Raw genomic sequence first — 24,437 nt, forward strand, 5'->3', positions numbered from 1 at the left:
TGAAGCCTCTCAGGCTCGCACACGGAGGAACGGAGTGACGACCCCGGCGCACTTTTGTGCCGCGCCGTCGCAGGCGCTACGATGGGCATAGCGACGAGCGTCATGCCCGCAGTGGTGCGCGCCGTGAGACAGAACAAGCTCGCGTGGTGACTTGGGAATTGCCCGTATTGGACGAACCGTAGGTGAGGACCTCGCGCGACGTTTCGCGCGCCCAGCCGGAGGGCCAGCGCAGCGCATAGGCGCGGTCCTAGCGCCGTCATGCGCGAAGCGGTGCGGCCCGTGAGGCAAAGAAAACCCGCGTGAGGCAGATAAACAAGCGAAGCGGTACGCCCCGTGAGACAAAAAAATCCCCGCGAACCAAAACTAATGCCGCAGGCCCGGCGCCTCCTGCCCGGTGCTTTGCACATAGTCCTTATACCCGCCGCCAAAAGCGCGGATACCATCGGGACCGATTTCGAGAACGCGGTTGGAAAGCTCGGAAAGGAAATGCCGGTCGTGGCTGACAAACAGCATCGTGCCTTCGTAATTGGCCAAGGCCTCGATCAGCATTTCCTTGGTCGCGATGTCGAGATGGTTGGTGGGCTCGTCCAGCACGAGGAAATTGGGGGGATCGAACAGCATCATGGCCATGACCAGCCGCGCCTTTTCCCCGCCCGAAAGCACCCGGCACTTCTTTTCGATCTCATCGCCGGGAAACCCGAAACACCCGGCAAGCGCTCGCAGCGAGGCTTGTCCTGCCTGCGGGAATTCAGATTGCAGCATGTCAAAGACCGACAAATCCCCGTCCAGCCGGTCCATGGCATGCTGGGCGAAATAGGCCATCTTGACGCTGGGGCCGCGCGCAACGCTGCCCGTATCGGGCTCGGCGGCCCCCGTCACCAGCTTGAGGAGCGTTGATTTGCCAGCCCCGTTCACCCCCATGATCGCCCAGCGCTCTTTGCGGCGCACATGGAAATCGAGCCCGTCATAAATGACCTTCTCGCCATACGCCTTTGAAATATCCTTGAGCACCGCCACATCCTCGCCCGAACGCGGCGCAGGCCGGAACTCGAACACGACCCGCTGGGCGCGCTTGGGCGGCTCAACCCGGTCGATCTTATCGAGCTTTTTCACCCGGCTCTGCACTTGCGCCGCATGAGACGCACGCGCCTTGAACCGCTCGATGAACTGGATTTCCTTGGCCAGCATGGCCTGCTGGCGCTCGAACTGGGCCTGCTGGTTCTTGTCGGCAATAGCGCGTTGTGCCTGATAGAACTCGTAATCGCCGCTATAGGAGGTGAGACTGCCCGCATCGATCTCGATGATCTTGTTGACCACGCGATTCATGAAGGCCCGGTCGTGCGAAGTCATCAGCAATGCGCCGGAGAAATTTTTCAGAAAATCTTCGAGCCAGATCAGGCTTTCAAGATCGAGGTGGTTCGAAGGCTCGTCAAGCAGCAGAACGTCCGGGCGGGCGAGCAGGATTTTTGCCAGCGCCACGCGCATCTTCCAGCCGCCCGACAACGCGCCCACATCGCCATCCATCATGGCTTGGCTAAATCCCAGCCCGTCCAGCACTTCGCGCGACCGGCCATCCAGCGCATAGCCATCGAGTTCCTCGAACTGCTCAGTCACCTCGCCATAACGCGCGATGATCGCGTCCATCTCGTCAGCCTTGTCGGGATCGCCCATATCGGCTTCGAGTTGCCGCATCTCGGCGATAAGCGCGGCAACCGGTCCGGCTCCGTCCATCACCTCGGCAACCACCGACCGCCCGGCCATTTCGCCCACATCCTGGGAGAAATAGCCGATCGTCGTGCCCCTATCGACACTGACCTGGCCCTCGTCGGGCGCTTCCTCACCGGTAATCATGCGGAAAAGCGTCGTCTTGCCTGCGCCATTGGGTCCGACAAGGCCGATCTTTTCGCCCTTCTGGAGCGCCGCCGAGGCCTCGATGAAGACGATCTGCCTGCCGTTCTGTTTGCCGATATTTTCCAGCCGGATCATGAAAGCGCTGCCCTGCACAATTTAAAAGCCGCCCCACTGCGGAGCGGCCGGAACGTAATGTCAGCCGTAAATCATTTCAGCGCGGCAAGTGCAACAGGGCAAACGCGCAAAAAAAGAGGCGCCCCATTTGGAGCGCCTCGATTGACCACCTTAAAGCGGTGCCGACATCATCGGATCTGCCGGCGGAACACCGCCATCTTCCGGGGGAGGCATGTCGCAAGCTGCAAGCGCCATGAGGACCGGAAAAGCAAAAAGCACAAGAATCTTCTTCATCGAAATGATCTCCTTTATTTCTTGTCACAAACAAACTGCCAGACCGTCAAAGCCGGGCGATCACTGGAGCTGTGCATCTATATAAGTCTGAACCTGCCCTCCGAGTTCCGGATCTGTCTGGGCGGCGGTGAAAATCATATTGTATTCTTCCACTGTCAGGCCGTCAGTGGCTTCCACAACTTCTGTCATTTCCATCTGGGCCTGCATTTGCAGTTCCATCAGCTCTTCATCGTTTTGAGCTGCCTGCATCTGCTGGTCATATTCCATGCCGATCTCATTGACCTGCACATAGGCAACGGCAAAAGCCTGCAATTGCGAATCGGAAAAATCCATCATAGGCGCGGTCATCATCGGATCTGCCGGCGCAGGCGGCGGTGCGGTATTTTCCTGAGCGAGAGCAACAAGGCTGCCGCTTGCCAAAAGCGCTGTACCAGCAAGGAGCGAAAGTGCTGTGCGTCGAAGTGTCATTTGGGTTCCTTTTCCAAGAACGGGTTGGGAACGCCTCGCGGAGACGAACATTTTCTGGAGCTTTTTAACTGTGCCCAGCGGCTCAGCTGACGCCGCCCTGCACAAATTTGTTAATCCAGAGCCTTGAATTTTGTTCCATCGCCCAGTGCGTTTCCGCAAAGAACTTTAAAAATTCAAAGTCGATCCAATCTCATTTCAGAATATGTCGAGATTTTGACATAAACAAAACATCCTGGATCACGCCAGAATGTGGTTTTTATTAGAACTTTTGACCTTAGATTATTGCGGAAGTGCGAAAACAATATTTTTCATCACAGGATTGTGAATAATTGTCTCACAAACAATACATATAGATGATTTTTCTAATCATATACTTACCAGGTGCAATGGGCTTTTTTTCGCCGCCAGCGTTCTGGGAACCCGGTTGACACTTACATTCGCCCCCGGTCACAACCTTTGTGACCGAATTTTCAAGCGATTGCGCCGAAATGCCCTTGCCCGATTCACCGAAAGCCACGCTCATTCAGCCGATTTTTGCAGGGATCCTTGCCGCAATTGTTGGCTTTGCCTCCTCATTTGCCATCGTGCTGCAAGGCTTTGCCGCAGTGGGGGCAACGCCGGAACAGGCAGCATCGGGACTTTTCGCCCTTACGTTTGCTATGGGAGCGCTTGGCATCGCCTTGAGCCTTTTGACACGAATGCCGATTGCCATAGCGTGGTCGACCCCCGGTGCTGCGCTCCTGATTTCAACTGGTGCGATCGAGGGCGGTTTTCCCGTTGCTGTTGGAGCCTTTATGATTGCCGGCATACTGGTCGTCGTCGCCGGATTGTGGCGGCCTTTCGGGCGAGCCGTTGCCGCTATTCCCATGCCACTTGCAGGCGCAATGCTGGCCGGTGTGCTGTTCAACCTTTGCCTGGCGCCTGTGCGTGCAATGGGAGAATTGCCGTTATTGGCCCTGCCAATCGTATTATCATGGGCGCTTGCCTTAAGGTTTGCCAGAGTTTGGGCCGTCCCGATCGCGGTCATGGTCACGGCAATTTGCGTTTTCATCGCGACACCCCTTCCTCAGGGCGCCTTGGGCAATATCTGGCCGCAACCGATATGGGTTATCCCCGCATTCAGTTTCGATGCAATGATCGGAATAGCTGTCCCGCTCTTTATCGTAACTATGGCATCGCAAAACATACCTGGCCTCGCCGTTCTGCGCACGAACGGCTACAATCCAGATCTGCGACCGATTTTCGTGTCGACTGGCGCACTGAGCGGCGCAATTGCCTTTCTCGGTGGCCAGATGATCAACCTTGCGGCGATCACCGCTGCACTCTGCGCCGGGCCCGAGGCACACCCAGATACGAAGAAGCGCTATATCGCAGCGGTAGCAGGCGGGCTCTTTTATATTGCCCTCGCCCTGTGCGCTGGTCTTGCCGCGGCATTTGTCGCTGCCGCGCCGCCAATTCTCATCGAAGCTGTTGCCGGACTGGCATTGATGAGCAGCCTCGCAGGCGCATTGATGGGCGCGATGGCAGATGAGGATAACCGAATACCGGCAATCGTGACCTTTGTGACCGCGGCATCCGGCGTCACGGTGCTTGGCATTGGCGCAGCCTTTTGGGGACTGATTGCAGGAGGGGTTCTGATGCTTATCATGCAAAAGCGGCGCCCCGATACCGGGACGCCGCTTGCCAAATCATAATACCGGCAATGTGCCTAATTGAAGCGATACCGCAACGTGGCTCGCACTTCATGGATCAGCGCATGATCGATGGAATAGTTATGCGGTGCGCTCGTGTTCTCAATTTTGTTAATATAAAGACCACGATAGCCGAGATCGGCAACAACCGAGCCGAAGTCATATCCGACACCGGCCATACCTGCTGCAGCGAAACTGGTGTTGGAGCCTCTAGGTCCCGTTACGCCGCCGGGCTCGCTAGTGTCCATATCGTTGAAGGCAACACCCGCGCCAACACCGAGATACCCGAACATGCCACCAGCAGCAGAAAGGCCAAGGTCACCGAGTCCGAAATCGTAATAGGCATTGGCCAACGCAATGGTAGAGCGCAGGTTAAGGGAGTAGTCGCCGGCAGCCCACGTTGCTCCGGCGTTAGGTACATTGATCGCCATGCCTCGGTTTTGCAGGTAGTCAACGGTTACGTCAAAACGAAAGCCATCACCGGTTTCATAACCCGCGCCAACACCGGCGCTGTAGCCATAGCCAAATTCATTGACGGGAAATGGGGCTGGATCAAAATCAGGATGGTTAACCTCTTTGGCCCAACCCAGATTGCCGCCGACCGAGCCGCGCAGATAGAACGACCCCTTCAGCCCATAATCGACGTCCGGCACGTAGGGCGGAACATAGTCCTTATAGACCGGATAATTATATTGGATTGGATCCGCGGCTAGAGCCGAACCGGCAAACACCGCCGCTAGGCCAAAGACGGAACATGCGACCAGTTTGCGCATAAAAAACACCCCTGCACAGATCGAAGTAATTCAACTGCGCAGAAACATAGTTCAATTTTCTTAAAGCGCGATTAACCGTAGTTTTTAAGCATGAGGAAGAGAAAGTTGTCAGAAAAATGGGGTGGATGCTTATGCAGCACCGCCCCATATCTTAATCAAATATGAAAAAAGACAACAATCGGCGTCAGGCTACCTTGCCGATGGCCGTTGCGATTTCCTGCACCACCTGGTTGACCAGAACGGCATCATCGCCTTCGCCCATCACCCGAATGACCGGCTCGGTGCCGGATTCGCGAATGACCAGACGCCCGGCTTTGCCCAGCCGCAATTCGGAATCGGCGATCAGTTGCTTGATCACCTTGTCCTCGAGCGGCTTGCCGCGTTGATAGCGAACATTGTGCAGCAGTTGCGGAACCGGCTCGAACTTGTGGCACACTTCGGAAACCGGACGTCCCTCCTGCTTGACCACGGAAAGCAATTGCAGGGCGGCAACCAGACCATCGCCGGTCGTTGTATAATCGGAAAGGATGATATGGCCGGATTGCTCGCCGCCGACATTGAACCCTTTGCTGCGCATGGCTTCGAGTACGTAGCGATCGCCAACACCGGTCCGTTCCAATTTCAGCCCGAGCGTTTCAATATAGCGCTGCAACCCAAGGTTGGACATGATGGTTGCAACAATGCCATTGCCGCGCAGCGTGCCCCGGCTGTGCCAGGCATTGGCGATAACCGCCATCAGTTGGTCCCCGTCGACCTTCTCGCCTTTCTCGTCGACGATAAGAACGCGATCGGCATCGCCATCGAGGGCAATGCCGATATCGGCGCGCGTTTCCTTGACCTTATCGATCAGTGCCTGCGGTGCTGTCGAGCCGCAATCGAGATTGATGTTGAAACCGTCGGGCGCAACAGCAATCGGGATGACCTCGGCGCCCAACTCCCACAGCACTTCCGGTGCTGTCTTGTAGGCTGCCCCATTTGCACAATCGACGACCACACGCAGCCCGGTAAAGTCTATATCGCGCGACAGGGTGCGTTTTACATATTCGACATAGCGTGTCCGCGCTTCGTCGATGCGCTTGGCACGACCGATTTTCTCGCCCTGCGAAAGCCGCGAGGTCAGATCGGAATCGATGAGCTTTTCAATTTCCTGCTCGAAACTGTCCGACAGCTTATAGCCATCGGGCCGGAACAGCTTGATGCCATTGTCGTCGAACGGATTATGCGAAGCCGAGATCATCACCCCGATATCGGCGCGCAAGGAGCGCGTCAGCATCGCGACAGCCGGTGTTGGCATCGGTCCAAGCAACAACACTTCCATGCCCACCGCCGTAAAGCCTGCAGTCAAGGCATTCTCGATCATGTACCCTGAGCGACGCGTATCCTTGCCGATCACCACACGATGGGTATAGTCCCCGCGCCGGAATGCAAGGCCCGTGGCCATGCCGACTTTGAGCGCAAGATCCGGCGTGAGTTTCTTACCATTGGCGAGCCCCCGGATACCGTCGGTCCCAAAATACTTTCGTGCCATGCTTGTGTCGTGCCCTAGGTTAATTCTCGTGCGCACCGTGCGCCCCATTATAGGCATAAGCACGGCACAAAAAAAGTTTGTTGCCTTGAAGCGGTAAACTTCGGCAGCAAATCTTTTAAGCTAAATCCGCTCAAGTGTCAGAAAACGGTAGGTATTCACTCTGGCAAAGGCCTCAGGCGAGCGGTAGTCGGCCTTCAATCGCGCCACGATATTTTCGCGTTCATCTTTTGGCACGAAAAGTTTGTAGGCCTGTTTGGCGAACCAATAGAGAACCGGCCGCTTTGTTTGCAACAGGCCACGCACCTGCTCAATGGCCGGCGCTGCAAAGCCACGATAAAACTTCTGATCTATCGCCATCGATTGCGCAGCCGCTTCTGTAACATCGTGGTCTTCAACGATCCGGAAGCCGTAATCCGCGATCATTTCAGAAAATACGGAGAACCGATGCCCACCACCGGGCTGACGATCTCCCTGATAGCCATCGGTCCGAAAGCAGTCGGCAATTACAATCCTGCCGCCCAAGCCCAGAATTGAATCGAGCTTTTTCAAAGCCACGTCGAGTTCCACATATTGAAAGCTCTCCGAAAACATGCAGACGTCATAGGGCCCGGTGCCCTCGAACGCTTCGAACTTGCATTCAAAGACTTGCCCGTTGTTGCCAAGTTTTTCCCGAGCGATTTCCGCCTGCAATACGCTGGGCGTCAACATATCGGCTTGATAGCCCTTGGACAAAAGAAGGCGCGCCATCTCGCCCGTACCCCCGCCAATATCGATTATCCGGCAAGGTGGTTGGGGCAGCAACGCCAGTAGCTTGTCGACATAGCGCTCCTGCGCCATGCGCAATTGCGGAATATTGGGATTCTCGCCCGGCTCCCATAATCCGTAGTGTAGCCAAGGACTATCGGCAAAAGTCTTGGCTACATAGACATAGACATCAAGACTTTCGGTTTTTGTATCGATCTTTTTCGCCAAGCGTAGACTCCCGTTTGCAGGACCTGCCTAAGCAAGCAAACGTGCCAAAGCAAGGCAAACCGGAAAAACCTTCGTCAATGCAGTTCCTGGGCGCGATCAGGCACTGACCGCCAGACGCTCAAAAACGTCCAGTTCATTTCGTGTCCCAGAACCGGTTTCCTCGAACCGGAACACATTTACAATTCGATCCAACTCGCTGGCCTGCTCCTCTGTTTGCTCGACAGCCGCGTTGGTCTCTTCAACCAGGGCAGCATTGTGCTGGGTCATTTCATCGAGTTGCCGGACCGCTGCGTTGATCTCTTCGATCGCTGCGGACTGTTCTTGGCTGGCCTTTGCAATTGCCTCGACCAGAACTGAACTTTGCTGAGCACCTTGTAAAAGTTCCATCAACTTTCCGGCTGCCTGCTCGACGAGCTTTGCGCCACCACTGACCTCGCTCGCGCTTGCTTCAATAAGCGCTTTGACCTCAGCGGAAGCTTCGGCTGCCGATTGCGCCAACCGCCGGACTTCGATCGCGACGACGGCAAATCCCTTACCCGCCTCGCCTGCCCGCGCGGCCTCCACAGAGGCATTGAGTGCCAAAAGATTGGTCTGAAATGCTATGTCGTCAATCATGCCGATGATTGATGAGATCTTGGCCGAGGATGTCGAGATCCGCTCCATGGCCACCGTCGCATCGTCCATTACCGCGCCACCTTCTTTAGCGCCTAGCGCAAGCCGATGCACATTGGTGGCCGCCTCGTTCGCGTCCTTGGCACTGGCAACGACCGCGCCAGCCAATTGCTCCATCGTGGCCGAGGTTTCTTCTATCGTTCCGGCCTGCCGGGTCGTGCGCCCGGACAGATCGTTAGCGCCAGAAAGCAGTTCCCCAGTTGCGGCCTTCACCGATCGCGACGTTGATCGCAGACGCATAACGATTGCGATGAGTTGGTCGAGCGATTTGTTATAGGCCAACCTAAGAGCCTCATACCGGCCGGCAAATTTTTGCTCGATGTGGCCGGTGAGATCTCCGCTGGCCATGCGCTCAAGACTTTCGACCATGAGATCGATGATCGCTTCAGCGCGTTTGCGTTCGGTAACATCTGTTGCAAACTTGATAACCTTGATCGGCACGCCCTGGGGATCGAATACCGGATTGTAGCTGGCCTGAATCCAGATATCCTTGCCATCTCGTCCAACGCGTTTGAACTCGCCTGCAACGAAGTCCCCGCGCTGCAAAGTTTCCCAGAACGTCTTATACTCGACGCTCTTGGCATATTCGGGCGCGCAGAACATCGCATGGTGCTGCCCTACGATCTCATCGTGGCGATAGCCAAGCGCAGAAAGAAAATTTTCGTTCGCTGTCAGAATCGTGCCGTCAAGATTGAATTCGATGACGGCCTGAGAGCGGCTGATGGCGTCGACCTGCGCCCCGTGACTGATCGCTCTCAACTTCTGTTGGGTTATATCGGCCGCAAACTTGATGACACTTATGGGCTTTCCACCGCCGTCCAACAATGGGTTGTAACTGGCCTGAATCCAGATCTCGCGTCCGCCCTTGGCAACGCGCTTGAATTCTCCAGCCACAAACTCGCCTTGTCCCAGCCTATGCCAGAAGTCGCGATAGGCCTCACTTCGGGCATGATCCGGCTCAACGAACATCGAATGATGCTGCCCCACGATCTCTTCGAGTTCATACCCGGTCGCGGCGAGGAAATTGGCATTCGCCGTGCGAATTGTACCATCGAGATTAAATTCAATAACCGCCTGCGAGCGGTTGATAGCGTCAATTTTGGACGCCGCAAGCGCCCCCGCTGAATTCGCAAAAAAAGTATCAAGCATTCTTCGGCCCCGCTCCGAATGTATGCAAATTACAAAATAGGAGTGAAGAATAATAACCCTTGGTTAAACTGTACTACACAACCAGATTAAGCGATTCTGCGTACCGGAACCCTCAACAAACCCCTGACAAGAACAATAAAAAAGGGCTGCAAACCGCAGCCCTTTTTAAGTGTGCAAAAGCAGTGCGCTCAGGTGCCCGGCTGTGGCTCCATGCCTGCATCGGGCTCTCCCGCATCATCGCTTTTTTTCTTCAACTTGCCGGCCTTGGGAACGCCGGTACTTTTTGGCGTGTTGTCAACGTCGGCATCCCGAACAGGCTGCTTACCGTCCATGAGCGCACGCAACTCATCACCTGTCAGCGTTTCATATTCGAGCAAAGCCTGAGCAATCGCCTCGAACTTGTCGACATTCTCCGTGATCAAGGTTCGGGCGGCCAATTCACCGTCCTCGATCAGTTTGCGTACTTCCTCGTCGATCAACTTGGCTGTCTCATCCGACATATGCTGGGACTGAGTGACCGAGTGTCCAAGGAACACTTCCTGATCGTTGGACTTGTAGCGTACACGACCGAGCTTTTCGCTCATGCCCCATTCCATGACCATAGAGCGGGCCAGATTGGTTGCCATCTGGATATCGCCCGAAGCGCCTGATGTTACTTTGTCCGGACCGAATTTATAGATTTCGGCCTCGCGTCCGCCGAACAGCATTGCCAATTGGGCAACCGCTTTTTCACGCGAGAAGCTGTAGCTGTCCTTTTCCGGCAGCGAGATCACCATGCCCAACGCACGGCCGCGCGGGATGATCGTAGCCTTATGGATGGGATCAAGGCCTTTGCTCAACAGCGAGATCAAAGCGTGGCCAGCTTCATGATAGGCCGTCAGCTTCTTTTCGTCATCGGTCATTGCCATGGTGCGCCGCTCCGCGCCCATGAGAATCTTGTCCTTGGCATCTTCAAATTCAGCATGGGTAACAAAGCGCTTGTTACGCCGCGCAGCCAGAAGCGCTGCTTCGTTGACAAGGTTCATCAGATCGGCACCCGAGAAACCGGGAGTACCTCGGGCAAGAACCTTCAAATCCACATCGGGAGCGAGAGGGACCTTGCGTACATGGACCTTGAGAATACGCTCGCGGCCCGAAACGTCGGGGTTGGGCACCACGACCTGACGGTCGAAACGGCCCGGACGCAAAAGCGCGGGATCGAGAACGTCGGGACGGTTGGTCGCTGCAATCAGGATGATGCCTTCATTGGCCTCAAAGCCGTCCATCTCGACAAGGAGCTGGTTGAGAGTCTGCTCACGCTCGTCATTGCCGCCACCAAGGCCGGCGCCACGCTGACGGCCTACAGCATCGATTTCGTCGATGAAAATGATGCAGGGAGCGTTCTTTTTCGCTTGCTCGAACATGTCGCGGACACGGGATGCACCGACACCGACAAACATTTCAACGAAGTCCGAACCCGAAATGGTGAAGAACGGCACATTGGCCTCGCCCGCAACCGAACGCGCAAGCAATGTCTTACCCGTACCCGGAGGTCCAACCAGAAGCACACCGCGCGGAATGCGGCCGCCAAGACGCTGAAATTTGCCTGGATCGCGCAGAAACTCGACGATTTCCTCGAGATCCTGCTTGGCTTCCTCAACACCGGCCACGTCTTCAAAAGTCACCTTGCCGGAGGTTTCCGTCAGCATCTTTGCCCGGCTCTTGCCAAAGCCCATGGCACCGCCACGGCCACCGCCCTGCATCTGGCGGATAAAGAAGAACCAGACGGCGATGATCACAATGAAGGGCAGCCAGCTTGAAAGCAGGATGGACCAGAAGGGGCTGGACTCAGGAGCGCGAGCGGCAATTTCGACACCGCGCGATTCCAGCCGTGGTACCACGTCGGTGCCACTCGGAATGATGGTTTCAAACCGTGTTCCGTCAGTGAGCGTGCCACTAACCACATTATCGGTAATGGTAACACTCGTAACTCTGCCATTGTCGACGTCCGACATGAGCTGGCTATAGGTCTTGGTGGTCGTGGCAACGGTCCGGGTCGATGTTTGAAAGACCTGGAACAGCCCCATCAACAAGAACAATATGACCAGCCAAATGGCGAAGTTGCGAAAGTTTCCGTTCATTAATCCTGTCCTGAATCGGCCCGGGAGCATCCCCCTCATGCCGTAATAAGTGCCCCGAATGTAAGGCGGTCATTCTGGCGATACAAGGGCACTGCCCCGCGCGAATGGCCGCATAGAGGACTTTTAATGCTTCAGGTTAACGCAAGATGGGCAAGTGCGATCCCACCACGGAGCGTTTTTGTGCCTAAAGCTTGAATTTCACCCGCGTCCGAAACCACTTGCGGCGCAGCGCGAAGCGCGGCGACCGGAACGTCTGGCTCGTAACCGAGTATAGTCCTAAAAGCGCGCCGTGTCATATCACACGCTGGTGCAACGCTCAGCCCAGGTCTATCGGCGCAAATTCGGAATCGCTGATCCCAGACAATGGCTTGACCGGGTCGAAGCTCAGTCGAAGCCGGCTCCATGCGCCCAACTTCCCGATAAACAAGAATCCGATTGCAATCCGCCTCAATAACCGCCCCCCCAAGCGTTACACGAGCAAACCTCGGCTGCGCGAGAAGGCCCGCCAGATCCTCTATCGCACCTAACGACCGCATCATACGTCCCGATCCATGTTGGATCGCCCGCGAAAGCACACGCATTGCAACTTCAGGGTGAGCGTCATCAAATACGCTTCGGGAAACCGAGAAAACGCCAAATGCATCGCAACGTATATGGGACGCCCATAAAGCGCTGGTCTCCCGTTCCGCGAGATCATCGATCCTTGCCATTCTGGCGGCAAGAGTGGCCAGCCGCTCCTGCGTCAATCCAAGCCCCGCCATGCCCGGCATGGCCTGGCGCCAGCGTACACGCTCGTATTCGCTGTCCGCATTGGAAGGATCGGTAGCCGCATCCCAGCCAGCGGCTTCAACTGCCTTGCGCAGATGAGCAGCCTCAAGGTCCAGCAGCGGCCTGAACACCCTAACGCCCTCCGGCTCGGCAAATCTGCGCATTCCGGCAAGGCCGCCCACCCCACTGCCATGCGCCATGCGCATCAGGATGGTTTCAGCCTGATCGTCGCGGTGATGAGCAGTCAGCAGAATGTTGACATCATCATGCGCCATCGCCGCCCCCATCAGCCGGTAGCGCACTTGCCGCGCCGCTGCCTGTATTCCGGCTTCAGGCTTGGGATCGTCCCAGCGCAGAATGCGCGCTTCCAGCCCAAGGCTGGCCGCATACCCTTCAACCATTTCCGCTTCGGCCGCAGATTCGGGGCGCAGACGATGATCGACTGTATAAACGATAAGCTGAGGGCCAGTCGGATCGCTCTTTGTCCATCGCGCCGCAAGCAGCATCAGCGCAAGTGAATCGGGCCCGCCAGATACTGCGAGCCCGAGCTTTTTTTCTCCAGCAACCGGCGTGAACAAGCCAGCAGGATTTACAATCATGTCTTGGGTCAGCACCCGGCCCGGACCTGCTCTGCAACCACCCGGTCACGGAAGGCCTCCGTGGAATCGGGATAGCGTCGCAGAACTTCACCATAGGTGCGGCAGGCCGTATCGAACTCGCCTGCACCATGGAGCGCAACGCCCAGTTTGAGCAGAATATCGGGCGCGCGCGTGGAGGTCGGGTAGCGCTCGAAACCCGTCAGCAAAACGTCCGCCGCTTCGTCGTAGGCACCGCGCTCGATCAGGGAATCGCCGAGCCAGTAGGTAGCATCGGGTGCTTGCCCATGATCGGGATAACTGGCAACGAACTGGCGGAACTGATCCTCGGCAAAAGCACGCTCCCCGCGCACGATCGCCTCGTATCCGGCCTGATATTGGGCGTTTGCATCGCCTTGACTTGGCATTTCACCATTAGGATCGAAGCTGAAGTCTAGCGGTGTCGATGGTGCAGTGGAACCGAGGGGGCCTTCCGGCGGCCCGAGGACCACGCCATCAGGGCCATAAACCTGACTTGCGTAAAGATCATCGTCTGTGCCGATATAGGTATCTTCACCCAGAATATCTTCATCGCCAACCAGCACAGGCTCACCGGAAGAAATCGGACCGGTCATAATCTGTTCGGAAGACTGTGTTTCAGGCGGTAACACTTCGGTCGGCATCGCGCCGCCGTTTGAGGTTACCGCCTCAGTTTCCCCCAGGCCTCCGCCCTCCAGCTGCTGAAAGCGGTACTCATTGTCTTCCTGAATGCGCTCCAGCAGCGTTTGCAACTGGGTAAGCTGAAATTGCATGCCTTCCATCTGGCCGGTATAGATCCGCACCTGCTCTTCAAGCTGGTCGATGCGCACCTGAAGCGCTGCGATATCGCTGCTTTGCCCTTGCCCGGGCAAGGCGAGCGCAACGGACAGAACACCCGCTGCCGCCAAGACAGCGGCTGGTCGCCGCCAATTGGCCAAAACCGAAACTGCACTATTTGACACTGTAGAAATCTCCTTTTTGCAGTCGCGATAGCCGCGCCGCAAGATCACATGCCTCTATAACGCGATTTTGGCAAAAAAGAAGCGCCGGGACCAGATACGCGGTCCCGGCGCTATGCCTCCAGTAACAGGAAAGGTCTGTGACCGGTTAGTTTGTCAGCACTGTGACGCCACGGCGGTTTTGTGACCAGCACGAGATATCGTTACAAACGGCCACCGGACGCTCCTTGCCATAGGATACCGAAGATATGCGATTTGCCGGAATGCCACGCGAAACGAGATAGTTTACAACCGCTGTTCCGCGGCGCGCACCGAGGGCGATATTGTATTCGCGGGTGCCGCGTTCGTCCGCATGACCTTCGATCACGATGCGATATTGCGGATAACGCTGCAGCCATTGTGCCTGCTTGTCGAGCGTCGCCTGTGCTTCCGATGTCAGAACCGAGGAATCGGTTTCAAAGAAAACACGGTCACCGACCGAAACGAGGAACTCTTGCTGGCTGCCGGGCGCTCCGCCGCCAATACCGCCCTGTCCGGGCTCAAGGTTGCCAACACCGGTGGATGGAGTGCGCGCGCACGCGGCCACCACGACCAGCAGCGCCACCAACAGAAAGCCTTTGCCAAGGCGAAGAAGGGGCATAGTCGAACCCATAGCGAAATCAGCTCCAAAAAAGGAAAATTGTAGTGAACCCTTTTACACCGCGTTATCTTAACCGCTGGTGTGTTATTAGGGTTAATCTGCGCTTAATCGGGCACAAATGGGGCACCAACCGGCCTGTTTGGCATGCCCCGATACGGGACATGTCAAGTGTTGCTCGTTTGCATCTAAGGTTGTTCGGCGATACGGCTCAGATCGAGCCTCTCACAGCCATTGAACGCGGCAAAGCTCTGCAGTTCGTCTCTCAGCGCCGGCAAAAACTTCTCAATGTCTTTCACGCCAGCCTCAAAATGCAGGCTCAAAACCTCGAATCGCCCCTCCGCCCGGTGCGCCTTGCAATCCGCCCGACCGACAAAATCGCCGCCATAAAGGATCGGCAGGCAAAAGTAGCCAAAAACCCGCTTGGGTGCAGGAACGTAACATTCGAGGCGATACTCGAAGTCGAACAATGCGCTCAACCGGTCTCGGTGGATCACGGCATTGTCAAAAGGCGACAGAATCTGCGCGCGGCGCGGAACGCGCGACACGCTTTCAAGCGCCTCGACATCGACATACGCAGTCACCCCATCAAGGCAGTCGAGCGGCTCGATTACCCCGGCTGCAACATGCGCATCGACAATCTGGCGCATTGCCTCCCGGATGGGCTTACCCGTTTTCAAGTGCAAAAGCTGCTTGAGAGTAAAAACCCCATGCGCCCTGCGCGTGGTATCGAACAGAAACTGTGCGTACTCATTCAATGTGGGTTCACTCAGATCGACCCCCTCGGGCAAGCAACGCTCGGCAAGATCATAAACCTTCTCCATGCCATTGCGTTCGGAGATCATCAAATCGCCTTGCATGAACAACTTGTCGAGCGCACGCCGCCCCGGTCCCCAGTTCCACCAGCTTCCGTTTTGGCTCTTGGTGCCCGTCTCGATATCGCGTATCCGCAAGGGCCCCTCCGCTCGGACACGCGCCATAATCTCATCCATCAAGCGCGTATCGGTATCGGCCAGATAACGATGTTCACCCCTGCGGATCGCGTTCATGCGGGGCAGCGCGAAGCGATAGTCGCGCATCGGCAGATAGGATGCCGCGTGAAACCAATATTCGAAAATCTGTCTTTTGCGCGTCAGCGCGTTCAGATGCGCCGTCTCATAGCCCGGCACGCGGTTCCACAGAACATGGTGATGGGCGCGCGCAACCACCGCAAGGGTGTCGATCTGCACATAGCCCAAATGTTCAATGGCATTACGCGTTCCGGTCAGCCCGGTTCCGAAGAGCTTTTTCGACGCCAGTCCCTGCCGTCCCAGTACCAGCCGCCGCAATTGTGCAATTGTCGCCTGCATAGTCCCCCAATATCGTTCGTGCTGCACCCACCAAATGTTCTATATATGTTCTCATCGCAGCGCAAGAAAATCGGGGCCACTTTTGAGCAGCCCCGACGCATATTTTTGCCAATCAAGCTATGCAGGTTACGACAGAAGCGGGGACCATGTCGGATCAGACGCAAAGCCTTCAGTTGGGATACGACGCTCGTTGCGGCCCCAGACGTCAATAGCGTAAAGACGTGGGCCGTCATTGCCGCCTGGATCGCGGAAGAACATCAGAACGCTTCCGTTTGGCGCCCATGTGGGACCTTCTGCGTGATAGCTGGTGGCAAGGATGCGCTCGCCACTGCCATCGGGCCGCATGACACCAATGGAGAACTGCCCACCAGACATGCGTGTAAATGCAATGAGATCGCCCTTGGGCGACCAGACCGGGGTTGAGTACGATCCATCACCATAGGAAATGCGTTCGGCGCCTCCACCATTGGCACCCATCACATAAATTTGGGGGCGACCGCCGCGATCCGATTCAAAAACCACCCGTGAACCATCCGGTGAATAGGACGGGGAGGTGTCAATCGCTGAACCATTGGTCAAGGCAACCGGCTGGGACCCGCCAATATCGAGCGCGTAAAGATTTGTCGCGGCCCCCTGCGTCACCGAGAAGGCGAGCCGGCGGCTGTCGGGAGAAAAGCGCGGTGCAAAGCTCATCTGCCCGAACCGGCCGATCGCTTGGGTCTGGCCCGTTGCCAGATTGAGCAGATAAATGCCCGACGAGTTGGGACCATCAAAGGTCATATACGCAACCAGTTGTCCGTTCGGCGAAATGCGCGGGGTAATCGCGGCAAGCCGGCCGTCGGTCAGGTAGCGATTGTTGTGCCCGTCCTGATCCATGATCGCCAGGCGCTTTACACGGTTGGCCTTTGGCCCGCTTTCGGCAACATAAACAACGCGGGTATCGAAATATCCCGTTTCCCCTGTCAGGCCGGTATAGATGGCGTCGGAGGCCATATGGGCAATCCGGCGCCAATTGCTGGCATCTGCGCCATAGGACTTGCCCGAAACCTGCTGGCCCGCAGTTGTATCCCACACACGCAGGCTGGATTGGATCTGGCCACCGCGATTGACCTCGCCCATAACGACCGCATCGGCGCCGGTGCCGCGCCAGCCCGCAAATTCAGGGGTAGCATTGGCATTGCCCACACGCTGGGGATAGCCAGCGGGATCGACAAGCCGGAAAAGCCCGGAGCTGACGAGGTTATTGCGCACCACTTGAGCGACCTCCGCCCCAAAGCTGGGATCCTGCGACGCGAAGTCGGGGACGGCAATGGGCAGCGGCGTGAAATTGCCGCCTGAAACGGTGATCTGTACAAGGGCCGATGCCGGACCGGTTGCGGCCAGCATGGCTGCGCCGGACAGGCCCAGTTGCAAAGCGGCTCTGCGGGTCAACATGGTCATCTCTTTGGTGTCTCCGTTAATCGCGTGGCTTTCTTACTCAGATTGGTCACGCCGATAATTGTTTGGGTCTCTTACCCGCCAATCGTGACCGAAAATCGATTGGAGGAATGATTTTTACAAGTCTCTTGGATCGAATGTTACATCGACTTGCTGCCAGGAGTCGTATTTGTCTGCCGGCAACATTGTATAAGGACCGCATTGCTGCACAGCACGCTGGGCGGCCATTGCGGTCGTTCTGACAAGATCGTCAGTAATCGCAGACCGGATCTCCGGCTGCCCGACTACCGAACCATTTGGGCTGAGTGAAACGAGCAACCTTACCGTAAGCCCATCGCTGCTCATCGCCGCAATCGGCGGATTCCAGCACCGGCGCATGGCGGCAGCCAAGGCATCCTGCTCCGATTGGGACAACCGGGCAGCTTGTCCCGTCGGACGGCCGAGAGCCTGCTGACCGCCCTGGCCGGTTGTTGCGCCGCGCGAGGTTTCATTGTTGATGATGTCCTCGATGCGGTCAGCCCGCTCCTGCGTCTCGTTGGTGCTGGCAACTTGCTGGCGTTGCTGCTCTTGCCGCTGTTGCTCCTGCCTCTGCTGTTCTTGCCGCTGCTGTTCCTGGCGTTGCTGTTCAGCCCGTCGCGCCGCTTCCTGCTGACGCTGATAGTCGGAGCGCAACTGGGCAAGATTGGTCGGCGTCTGCGGCGGCACAGGGGGCGGCGGAGCTGTTTCCTGCGGCTCGGCGGGGGCTTGTGGTTCTACAACCATTTCAGGTTCGCTCTCAATCGGCTCAGGTGCGGGTGCCGGCTCGGGCTCGGGCGCTGGCACAGGCTCAGGGCGGGAAACCGGCGGCGGTGGCGGGGTGGGTTCTGGCTGAGGCTCGGGTTCCGGCTGCGGCTCAGGTTCCGGCGCCGGTTCGGGCGCTGGCGCGGTCTGGACCGTTGGAGCTGGGGAAGGATCTGGCGTAACTTCCGGCGTCGGCTGATCCTGCTCTGTATTGCCCGTCCGCTGCGCCAGTTCTGCCGGCGCGTCCGATTCAACCGCAGACGGTGTTTCAGTGTCCAGGACATTGCTATCGAGAGTGCCGACCCGAATGGCCGAAAATTCTTCCATCGGGACGATATCGACCGCTATCGATTCCATCATGGTCGTATCGAGTTGACGCGCGCCGGTCAGATTGATCAAGCCCAACCCGATCAGGGTCACATGGGCAAGCACCGATACGGTGGTCCCGACGCGCATGATTTATTGCCCCACGCCCTGTGCAGGGGCTTGTTCGGTGATCAGACCGATGCGGGAATATCCTGCGCCCGAAAGCGCGCCCATGACCTGCATGACCATGCCATAATTTGCCGTTGCATCTCCGCGCACATAAACCCTGCTTTCCGTGTCGCCATTGGCCTCGCTGGCGACAGCGGCGACCAGACCATCGACGCCAACCTGATCATCGCCGACATAGATGATACCGTCCGGCGTGACCGAAACCGTGATCGGGGTACGTGGCGTTTCCATTTCGCGCGCTTGGGTCTGCGGCAGATCAATCGCAACGCCCACTGTCATCATGGGTGCGGCGACCATGAAAACGATAAGCAGCACCAACACCACGTCCACAAAGGGCGTGACGTTGATTTCGCTCATCAGCCCGCCGCGACTGCCGCGTCTGCGTCGTCCTCCGCCGCCGCGACCGCCACCTGCAACACCCATACCCATTATTTTTTGCTCCGCGCTTCGAGCTGACGGCCAAGGATGGCGGCAAATTCGTCGGCAAAGCCTTCCAGCCGTCCGATCAGCTTGTTGGCGTCGCCCGACAGCTTGTTATAGGCAATAACGGCGGGAATAGCGGCAACGAGGCCGATAGCGGTTGCAAAAAGCGCTTCGGCAATCGGCCCGGCGACAACGCCAAGGCTCGCGCTTTGCGATGCAGCGATGGAGGAAAATGCGTTCATGATCCCCCATACCGTACCGAAAAGGCCAATAAATGGCGCCGCGCTACCAACCGTTGCCAAAAACGACAACCGCTTTTCCAGCACTTCGCTCTCGCGCGCGATGGCGACATCAAGCACCTTGTCGAGCCGCGCCTGCACGCCGACATAGGAAGAGGCATTCTGCTCATGGCTGCGCTTCCACTCCTTCATCGCGGCAACGAACACCGACGACAGGCCACTTGTGGGGCGCTGCGAAAGGGTTTGATAAAGCTCCTCGAGCGACTGGCCGGACCAGAACGTCTTTTCAAACTGGTTCATGTCACGCCGTGTGCGCGTAAACATCATCGACTTGTCGATGATGATTGCCCAACACCAGATCGAGGCTGCAAGCAGCCCCAGCATGACGAGTTTGACAACGATGTCGGCCATAAGAAACAGGCCGAGCGGGGAGAAATCGGTATGGGCCGCCGCGTTCCCCACTGCATCCATAGCTTCCATTGAGTCAGGTTCCTGTCTTTAAGGAAATCCGCGCAGGCATCCGTGCACATTGCGCAAGATCGCTCCGATGAGAGTCAATTTTGTCAAAATTAGAGCGTAACCGGAATATTCCGCGCTCCAGCTCCATTCGGCGCATCGAAAGACACACTCGAATTGCTGCTCGCCTTGTTTATGGTCAAGAAACGGTTAAAAAACGCTCAATTTGCGAGCAGCTTTGCCCGCATTTCCTTGGGCAGCCGCGCCGGACGACCAGCTTGATTGAGCAGAACAGCAACGACCCGCGCCGCGCAAATCCGTTCGCTTTCCCGGTCTATGGACTGGCTGAGGATGAATCTGGCACCCGAGACTTCACTTAATTGTGTACGCACAACCAACAGATCATCGATATGCGCGGCCCGATCGTAAGAGATTTGCATCTCACGCACAGCAAAGGCCAGCCCATCCTTTGCCAGTTCATTGTGATGAATGTCGTAGGCGCGCAGGAACTCGGTCCGCGCCCGCTCGAAAAATTTCAGATAGGCAGCGTGATAGACATTGGTTGAAAAATCGGTGTCCTCAAAATAGACCCGAACCGGGAACTCATGGCTGCCATCGGCATTGAGTTGGCCACCAAAGGGGATCATGGCTCCCCCTCACCTTCTTCAAACAGGCTCGTCTGCATCCCTATAAAGCCCTGCGGCACGGCATAGCCCATGTGCTGAAACGAAAGTGCCGTCATCATGCGGCCGCGCGGCGTACGCTGTATAAAGCCCTGTTGGATGAGGTAAGGCTCGACGATTTCCTCTATCGCATCGCGCGGTTCGGAAAGCGCCGCGGCCAGCGTTTCGATCCCCACCGGGCCGCCGCCATAGAACTCGGCAATTGTTTTGAGATAGCGGCGGTCGAGTTGATCGAGCCCTGCCGCATCGACATCAAGACGCAGCAGCGCCTTGTCGGCAACTTTGCGGTCGATCCGCTCAGCGCCTTCCACCAAAGCGAAATCGGTCACTCTGCGCAATAGCCGACCAGCAATACGCGGCGTTCCGCGTGAGCGCCGCGCCACCTCCATCGCACCGTCCGGGGTCATTTCCATACCCACCAAGCGTGAGCCGCGCTCGACAATCTTCACAAGTTCTTCTGGCGTGTAAAAATTGAGCCGAACCGGAATACCGAACCTGTCGCGTAGCGGTGTGGTCAAAAGCCCTGCACGCGTTGTCGCCCCAACAAGGGTAAACTTTGCCAGATCGATGCGAACCGAACGGGCCGCCGGCCCTTCCCCGATGATAAGGTCAAGCTGAAAATCCTCCATGGCTGGATAAAGGATTTCCTCGACGGCGGGATTGAGCCGGTGAATTTCATCGATAAAGAGCACGTCGCGCTCTTCAAGATTGGTCAAGAGCGCCGCAAGATCGCCCGCCTTGGCGATAACCGGACCGCTGGTCGCACGAAAGCCAACACCCAGCTCGCGCGAAAGAATTTGTGCCAGCGTCGTCTTGCCCAGCCCCGGCGGGCCGACAAACAACACGTGATCGAGCGCAGCCTTGCGTTGCTTGGCGGCCTCGATAAAGACCTGAAGATTGGCGCGTGCCGCCTCCTGCCCGATAAACTCGTTAAATCCGAGGGGCCGCAAAGAAACATCAAGGCTGTCGTCGCGTCCAATGGCGGCGTCGGTAAGATCGGTCATGGTCTATCCGCTAGTCGGCATTGGGTTGCAATGCAATTCCATATCAACTGCTCAACTCCCGCAGACCCAGCCGGATCAGTTTTTCGGTGGGCGTATCTTCGCCTTCCTTGGCGACAACCCGCGCGACCGCGCCCGATGCGTTCGATTGGGCATATCCCAGATTGACCAGCGCGGAGACGGCATCGGCCACATTGCCCGAAGCCAAACCCTCGCCCAACGCCGTCTGCAGCCCCACAACGCCCGGATCGACCGCACCAAGCGCTGGTACCTTACCCTTGAGTTCGCTCACAATCCGCTGGGCCAGCTTCGGCCCCACCCCCGGCGCGCGGCCGATCATGGCCTTATCCTGCAGAGCAATCGCCGAGGAAACGTCCGATGCCGAAAGCGTGGACAATATTCCCAATGCCACCCGGGCACCGACGCCCTGAACGCTCATCAACAATTTGAACCAGCTTTTTTCCGCCTCGCTGGCAAAACCGTACAGCCGGATCATGTCCTCGCGCACGATCATCTCGATAAAGAGCGTCGTGACCTCGCCATTTTGCGGCAAAGACTGCAGCGTGCGGCTCGAACAATGCGCCTCGTAGCACACCCCGTTGACATCGATCAGTACGAAATCGTCGCCAATCGAGTCGACTACGCCCTTGAGCTTGCCGATCATGCGCTGGCCGCCAGCTTGTTATGTTGCCGATGATGCGCATGGCATATCGCAATCGCCAGTGCATCCGCGGCGTCTGTGGATTTGAAGTTGGCCGCTGGCAGAAGCGTCTTGACCATCAATTCAATCTGCCCCTTGTCCGCATGGCCCGTTCCCACAACCGATTTCTTGACGAGATTGGCCGAATATTCGCCCACCGGCAGCCCCATCGACGCCGGGGTCATCACCGCAATACCGCGCGCCTGGCCCAGCAAAAGCGTCGAGCGCGCACCGGCATTGACGAAGGTTTCCTCGACTGCCGCTTCATGGGGATGGTGCTCAGCAATCAACCGCATCAGACCTTCATGCAAATGCACCAACCGGATCGCCAGTTCCTGATCGACAGCCGGGGTCAGAACGCCACAGGCCACAAAGCGCAGGCGATTGCCTTCGCTTTCGATAATCCCCCAGCCGGTTCGGCGCAGCCCCGGATCGATCCCAATGATTCGCGTCATTTCCAACATGTCCGTAGTGTAGGCCAGCTACTCGACCCTACCAAGCGCAAAGTGAACAAACAGGAAACATATTGACAGTTTATCGGGCAGTGCCTGCGACAAATTTGCCTGTGTTGTTCACACCGCCTGTGGAGTTTGGCATTTTCAGTTTTCAGGCAAGGACTCGTTTATGAGATCGCGCATAGTGTCGCTGCAGGACGCGGAATACAGGAAACTAGCGACATGCGGCGACGGCCACAAATGCCCCGGCTGGCCTGGGAAAAAATCCTATGGCGCACAATCCTCGTTACTCTGTTCAGCGTGCTGGTTTCCCTCGTTATCAGTGAAATCCTGCTCTCCACCTTTTCCGGCGGAATGAATGGCACCGGCGCGGCAACCGCCATATTGATACCGATCGTTTTGGGGGCGCCGATGATCTTTTATCTTTCGCTCAAGAATTTCGAGCTCGAGCAGGCCTATAAGCGGCTGGAGGCTTCGGCCGCGCGGGACAGCCTCACCCAATGCCTCAATCATGGGGCATTCGTTGCCAGAACCAGCGAGATTCTTAAGCGGACATCACGGCAGAGGGGGGCCCTTCTGGTCATCGATGCCGATCATTTCAAATCCATAAACGACCGCTTCGGTCACGAGACCGGCGATATGGCTCTCAAGCAGATCGCGACCATTATCCGCGCCAGCGTTCGCAGGGGTGATCTTGTCGGTCGTATGGGCGGAGAAGAGTTCGGCGTGTTCCTGCCCGACGCCTCAGCCACGCTTGCTCATGCAATTGCCGAAGCGATCAGGGTCAATATCGAGCACTTTCATTTCACGCCCAACGGCACGCACTGCCCTCTCACCGTCAGCATCGGCGGGATCACTTTCGACATGCCGATGAGTTTTGGCGATCTGTTCCGACTTGCAGATGAACGGCTTTACAAAGTTAAAAATACCGGCCGGAACAGCATAGAGATGGCGCCGATCGATGACACCGTCTCCGACCAACGGAACCTTGCTCACGCGGTATAAGAAAGGCGCCTGCCGTTCCGGCTGACGCCTCCCAAAAGCACACCCAAGCAGCGATCAGGCCGAAAGCTTGGCCATATCCTCATCGCTCATTTCAAAATTGGCATAGACGTTCTGTACGTCGTCATCGTCTTCGAGATTTTCGATCAGTTTCATCACACTTGCGCCCTTATCGGCATCGACCGGCGCGGTCGTCTGCGGCTTGAAAACCGGCTTTACGCTTTCCGCTTCGCCAAGCGCAGCTTCAAGTGCCGAACTGACCTCGCCGATATCTTCAAAAGCGCAATAGATGGTGTGACCGTCTTCCGAGCTTTCCACATCGTCCGCGCCCGCTTCGATCGCCGCTTCCATAACCTTGTCGGCATCGCCGACTGACGCGGGATAAATGATCTCGCCTACGCGATCGAACATGAAGGCGACCGAATTGGTTTCCCCCAATGCGCCGCCAGCCTTTGAGAAGGTCGCGCGTACGCTTGAAGCGGTACGATTGCGATTGTCCGTTAGCGCCTCAACGATAACGGCAACGCCCCCCGGACCATAACCTTCGTAGCGAACTTCCTCGTAATTTTCAGAATCGCCGCCAGAGGCCTTCTTGATCGCGCGCTCGATATTGTCCTTGGGCATGGACTGTGCCTTGGCGTTATTGACCGCCAGGCGCAGGCGCGGGTTCATGGCAGGATCAGGCAGACCCGACTTCGCGGCCACCGTAATTTCGCGCGCCAGCTTGGAAAAGATTTTCGAGCGCACCGCGTCCTGACGGCCTTTGCGGTGCATGATGTTCTTGAACTGTGAATGGCCGGCCATTGT

Annotated in this window: 23 protein-coding genes; 2 read left to right on the top strand and 21 right to left on the bottom strand. The window is 57.1% G+C overall.

Translation table 11 applies throughout. From position 1 onward, the window contains the following. Positions 1-363 precede the first annotated feature (363 nt). The 3 genes from EO133_RS16270 to EO133_RS16275 form a co-directional block, all read right to left on the bottom strand. Positions 364-1,986, bottom strand: a complete 1,623-nt coding sequence (locus EO133_RS16270) for an ABC-F family ATP-binding cassette domain-containing protein (protein WP_127073714.1) — start codon at positions 1,984-1,986, stop codon at positions 364-366. A 150-nt stretch (positions 1,987-2,136) separates the two neighbouring features. After that, positions 2,137-2,259: a hypothetical protein gene (locus EO133_RS20710; RefSeq protein WP_280516135.1), complete on the bottom strand. Its 123-nt coding sequence runs from the start codon at positions 2,257-2,259 to the stop codon at positions 2,137-2,139. A gap of 60 nt (positions 2,260-2,319) precedes the next feature. After that, positions 2,320-2,727, bottom strand: coding sequence for a DUF4168 domain-containing protein (locus tag EO133_RS16275; protein WP_164735054.1), 408 nt, complete (start codon positions 2,725-2,727; stop codon positions 2,320-2,322). Positions 2,728-3,215: 488 nt separating this feature from the next. On the opposite strand from EO133_RS16275, the gene EO133_RS16280 reads away from it, so the two are divergent. After that, positions 3,216-4,421 carry a benzoate/H(+) symporter BenE family transporter gene (locus tag EO133_RS16280; protein WP_127073828.1) on the top strand — a complete coding sequence of 402 codons (1,206 nt, stop codon included), beginning with the start codon at positions 3,216-3,218 and terminating at the stop codon, positions 4,419-4,421. Between the two features lie 14 nt (positions 4,422-4,435). Here EO133_RS16280 and EO133_RS16285 read toward each other — a convergent pair whose 3' ends face one another. From EO133_RS16285 to ruvC, 17 genes are all read right to left on the bottom strand, one after another. Further along, the gene (locus EO133_RS16285; RefSeq protein WP_127073716.1) at positions 4,436-5,191 is read right to left on the bottom strand and encodes an outer membrane protein; all 756 of its coding nucleotides are present in this window, start codon (positions 5,189-5,191) and stop codon (positions 4,436-4,438) included. Positions 5,192-5,375: 184 nt separating this feature from the next. Next, the gene (gene glmM, locus EO133_RS16290) at positions 5,376-6,719 is read right to left on the bottom strand and encodes a phosphoglucosamine mutase (protein WP_127073717.1); all 1,344 of its coding nucleotides are present in this window, start codon (positions 6,717-6,719) and stop codon (positions 5,376-5,378) included. A gap of 120 nt (positions 6,720-6,839) precedes the next feature. Beyond that, a complete protein-coding gene (locus tag EO133_RS16295; RefSeq protein ID WP_127073718.1) occupies positions 6,840-7,691 on the bottom strand; it encodes a class I SAM-dependent methyltransferase in 852 nt (283 codons plus the stop codon). A 96-nt stretch (positions 7,692-7,787) separates the two neighbouring features. Continuing rightward, entirely contained in the window at positions 7,788-9,512 is a 1,725-nt protein-coding gene (locus tag EO133_RS16300) for a methyl-accepting chemotaxis protein (protein WP_127073719.1), read from the bottom strand. 188 nt (positions 9,513-9,700) lie between these two features. Next, positions 9,701-11,632, bottom strand: coding sequence for an ATP-dependent zinc metalloprotease FtsH (gene ftsH / locus EO133_RS16305; RefSeq protein WP_127073720.1), 1,932 nt, complete (start codon positions 11,630-11,632; stop codon positions 9,701-9,703). 131 nt (positions 11,633-11,763) lie between these two features. After that, entirely contained in the window at positions 11,764-12,999 is a 1,236-nt protein-coding gene (gene tilS, locus EO133_RS16310; RefSeq protein ID WP_127073721.1) for a tRNA lysidine(34) synthetase TilS, read from the bottom strand. 8 nt (positions 13,000-13,007) lie between these two features. Further along, on the bottom strand, positions 13,008-13,976 hold the full coding sequence (ybgF, locus tag EO133_RS16315) for a tol-pal system protein YbgF (RefSeq protein ID WP_127073722.1): 969 nt from the start codon (positions 13,974-13,976) through the stop codon (positions 13,008-13,010). Positions 13,977-14,121: 145 nt separating this feature from the next. Beyond that, positions 14,122-14,613 (bottom strand): peptidoglycan-associated lipoprotein Pal, encoded by a 492-nt coding sequence (gene pal, locus EO133_RS16320; RefSeq protein ID WP_244640841.1) that lies wholly within the window; start codon positions 14,611-14,613, stop codon positions 14,122-14,124. Positions 14,614-14,798: 185 nt separating this feature from the next. After that, on the bottom strand, positions 14,799-15,959 hold the full coding sequence (locus EO133_RS16325) for a winged helix-turn-helix domain-containing protein (protein ID WP_127073724.1): 1,161 nt from the start codon (positions 15,957-15,959) through the stop codon (positions 14,799-14,801). Positions 15,960-16,085: 126 nt separating this feature from the next. Next, complete coding sequence (tolB, locus tag EO133_RS16330) at positions 16,086-17,399, bottom strand: Tol-Pal system beta propeller repeat protein TolB (RefSeq protein WP_127073725.1); 1,314 nt, start codon at positions 17,397-17,399, stop codon at positions 16,086-16,088. Between the two features lie 114 nt (positions 17,400-17,513). Beyond that, complete coding sequence (locus EO133_RS20315; protein WP_164735055.1) at positions 17,514-18,632, bottom strand: hypothetical protein; 1,119 nt, start codon at positions 18,630-18,632, stop codon at positions 17,514-17,516. A gap of 3 nt (positions 18,633-18,635) precedes the next feature. Beyond that, positions 18,636-19,100, bottom strand: coding sequence for a protein TolR (gene tolR, locus EO133_RS16345; RefSeq protein ID WP_127073727.1), 465 nt, complete (start codon positions 19,098-19,100; stop codon positions 18,636-18,638). Continuing rightward, positions 19,100-19,804 (bottom strand): protein TolQ, encoded by a 705-nt coding sequence (tolQ, locus tag EO133_RS16350; protein WP_127073829.1) that lies wholly within the window; start codon positions 19,802-19,804, stop codon positions 19,100-19,102. The genes tolR and tolQ overlap by 1 nt, the downstream gene beginning before the upstream one ends. Positions 19,805-20,010: 206 nt before the next feature. Continuing rightward, positions 20,011-20,436: a tol-pal system-associated acyl-CoA thioesterase gene (gene ybgC / locus EO133_RS16355; protein WP_127073728.1), complete on the bottom strand. Its 426-nt coding sequence runs from the start codon at positions 20,434-20,436 to the stop codon at positions 20,011-20,013. Continuing rightward, positions 20,433-21,476: a Holliday junction branch migration DNA helicase RuvB gene (ruvB, locus tag EO133_RS16360; RefSeq protein WP_127073729.1), complete on the bottom strand. Its 1,044-nt coding sequence runs from the start codon at positions 21,474-21,476 to the stop codon at positions 20,433-20,435. Before ruvB ends, ybgC begins: the two co-directional genes overlap by 4 nt. Positions 21,477-21,519: 43 nt before the next feature. Beyond that, on the bottom strand, positions 21,520-22,137 hold the full coding sequence (gene ruvA / locus EO133_RS16365) for a Holliday junction branch migration protein RuvA (protein ID WP_127073730.1): 618 nt from the start codon (positions 22,135-22,137) through the stop codon (positions 21,520-21,522). Beyond that, on the bottom strand, positions 22,134-22,637 hold the full coding sequence (gene ruvC / locus EO133_RS16370) for a crossover junction endodeoxyribonuclease RuvC (protein ID WP_127073731.1): 504 nt from the start codon (positions 22,635-22,637) through the stop codon (positions 22,134-22,136). The genes ruvA and ruvC overlap by 4 nt, the downstream gene beginning before the upstream one ends. 213 nt (positions 22,638-22,850) lie before the next feature. Between ruvC and EO133_RS16375 the strand changes: the two genes are divergently transcribed. Next, complete coding sequence (locus EO133_RS16375) at positions 22,851-23,633, top strand: GGDEF domain-containing protein (protein WP_127073732.1); 783 nt, start codon at positions 22,851-22,853, stop codon at positions 23,631-23,633. A gap of 54 nt (positions 23,634-23,687) precedes the next feature. On the opposite strand, the gene EO133_RS16380 is transcribed toward EO133_RS16375, so the two are convergent. Beyond that, positions 23,688-24,434 carry a YebC/PmpR family DNA-binding transcriptional regulator gene (locus EO133_RS16380; protein WP_127073733.1) on the bottom strand — a complete coding sequence of 249 codons (747 nt, stop codon included), beginning with the start codon at positions 24,432-24,434 and terminating at the stop codon, positions 23,688-23,690. Positions 24,435-24,437 lie beyond the last annotated feature (3 nt).

The sequence above is a fragment of the Pelagibacterium lentulum genome, from assembly GCF_003992625.1.
GTDB lineage: Bacteria > Pseudomonadota > Alphaproteobacteria > Rhizobiales > Devosiaceae > Pelagibacterium > Pelagibacterium lentulum.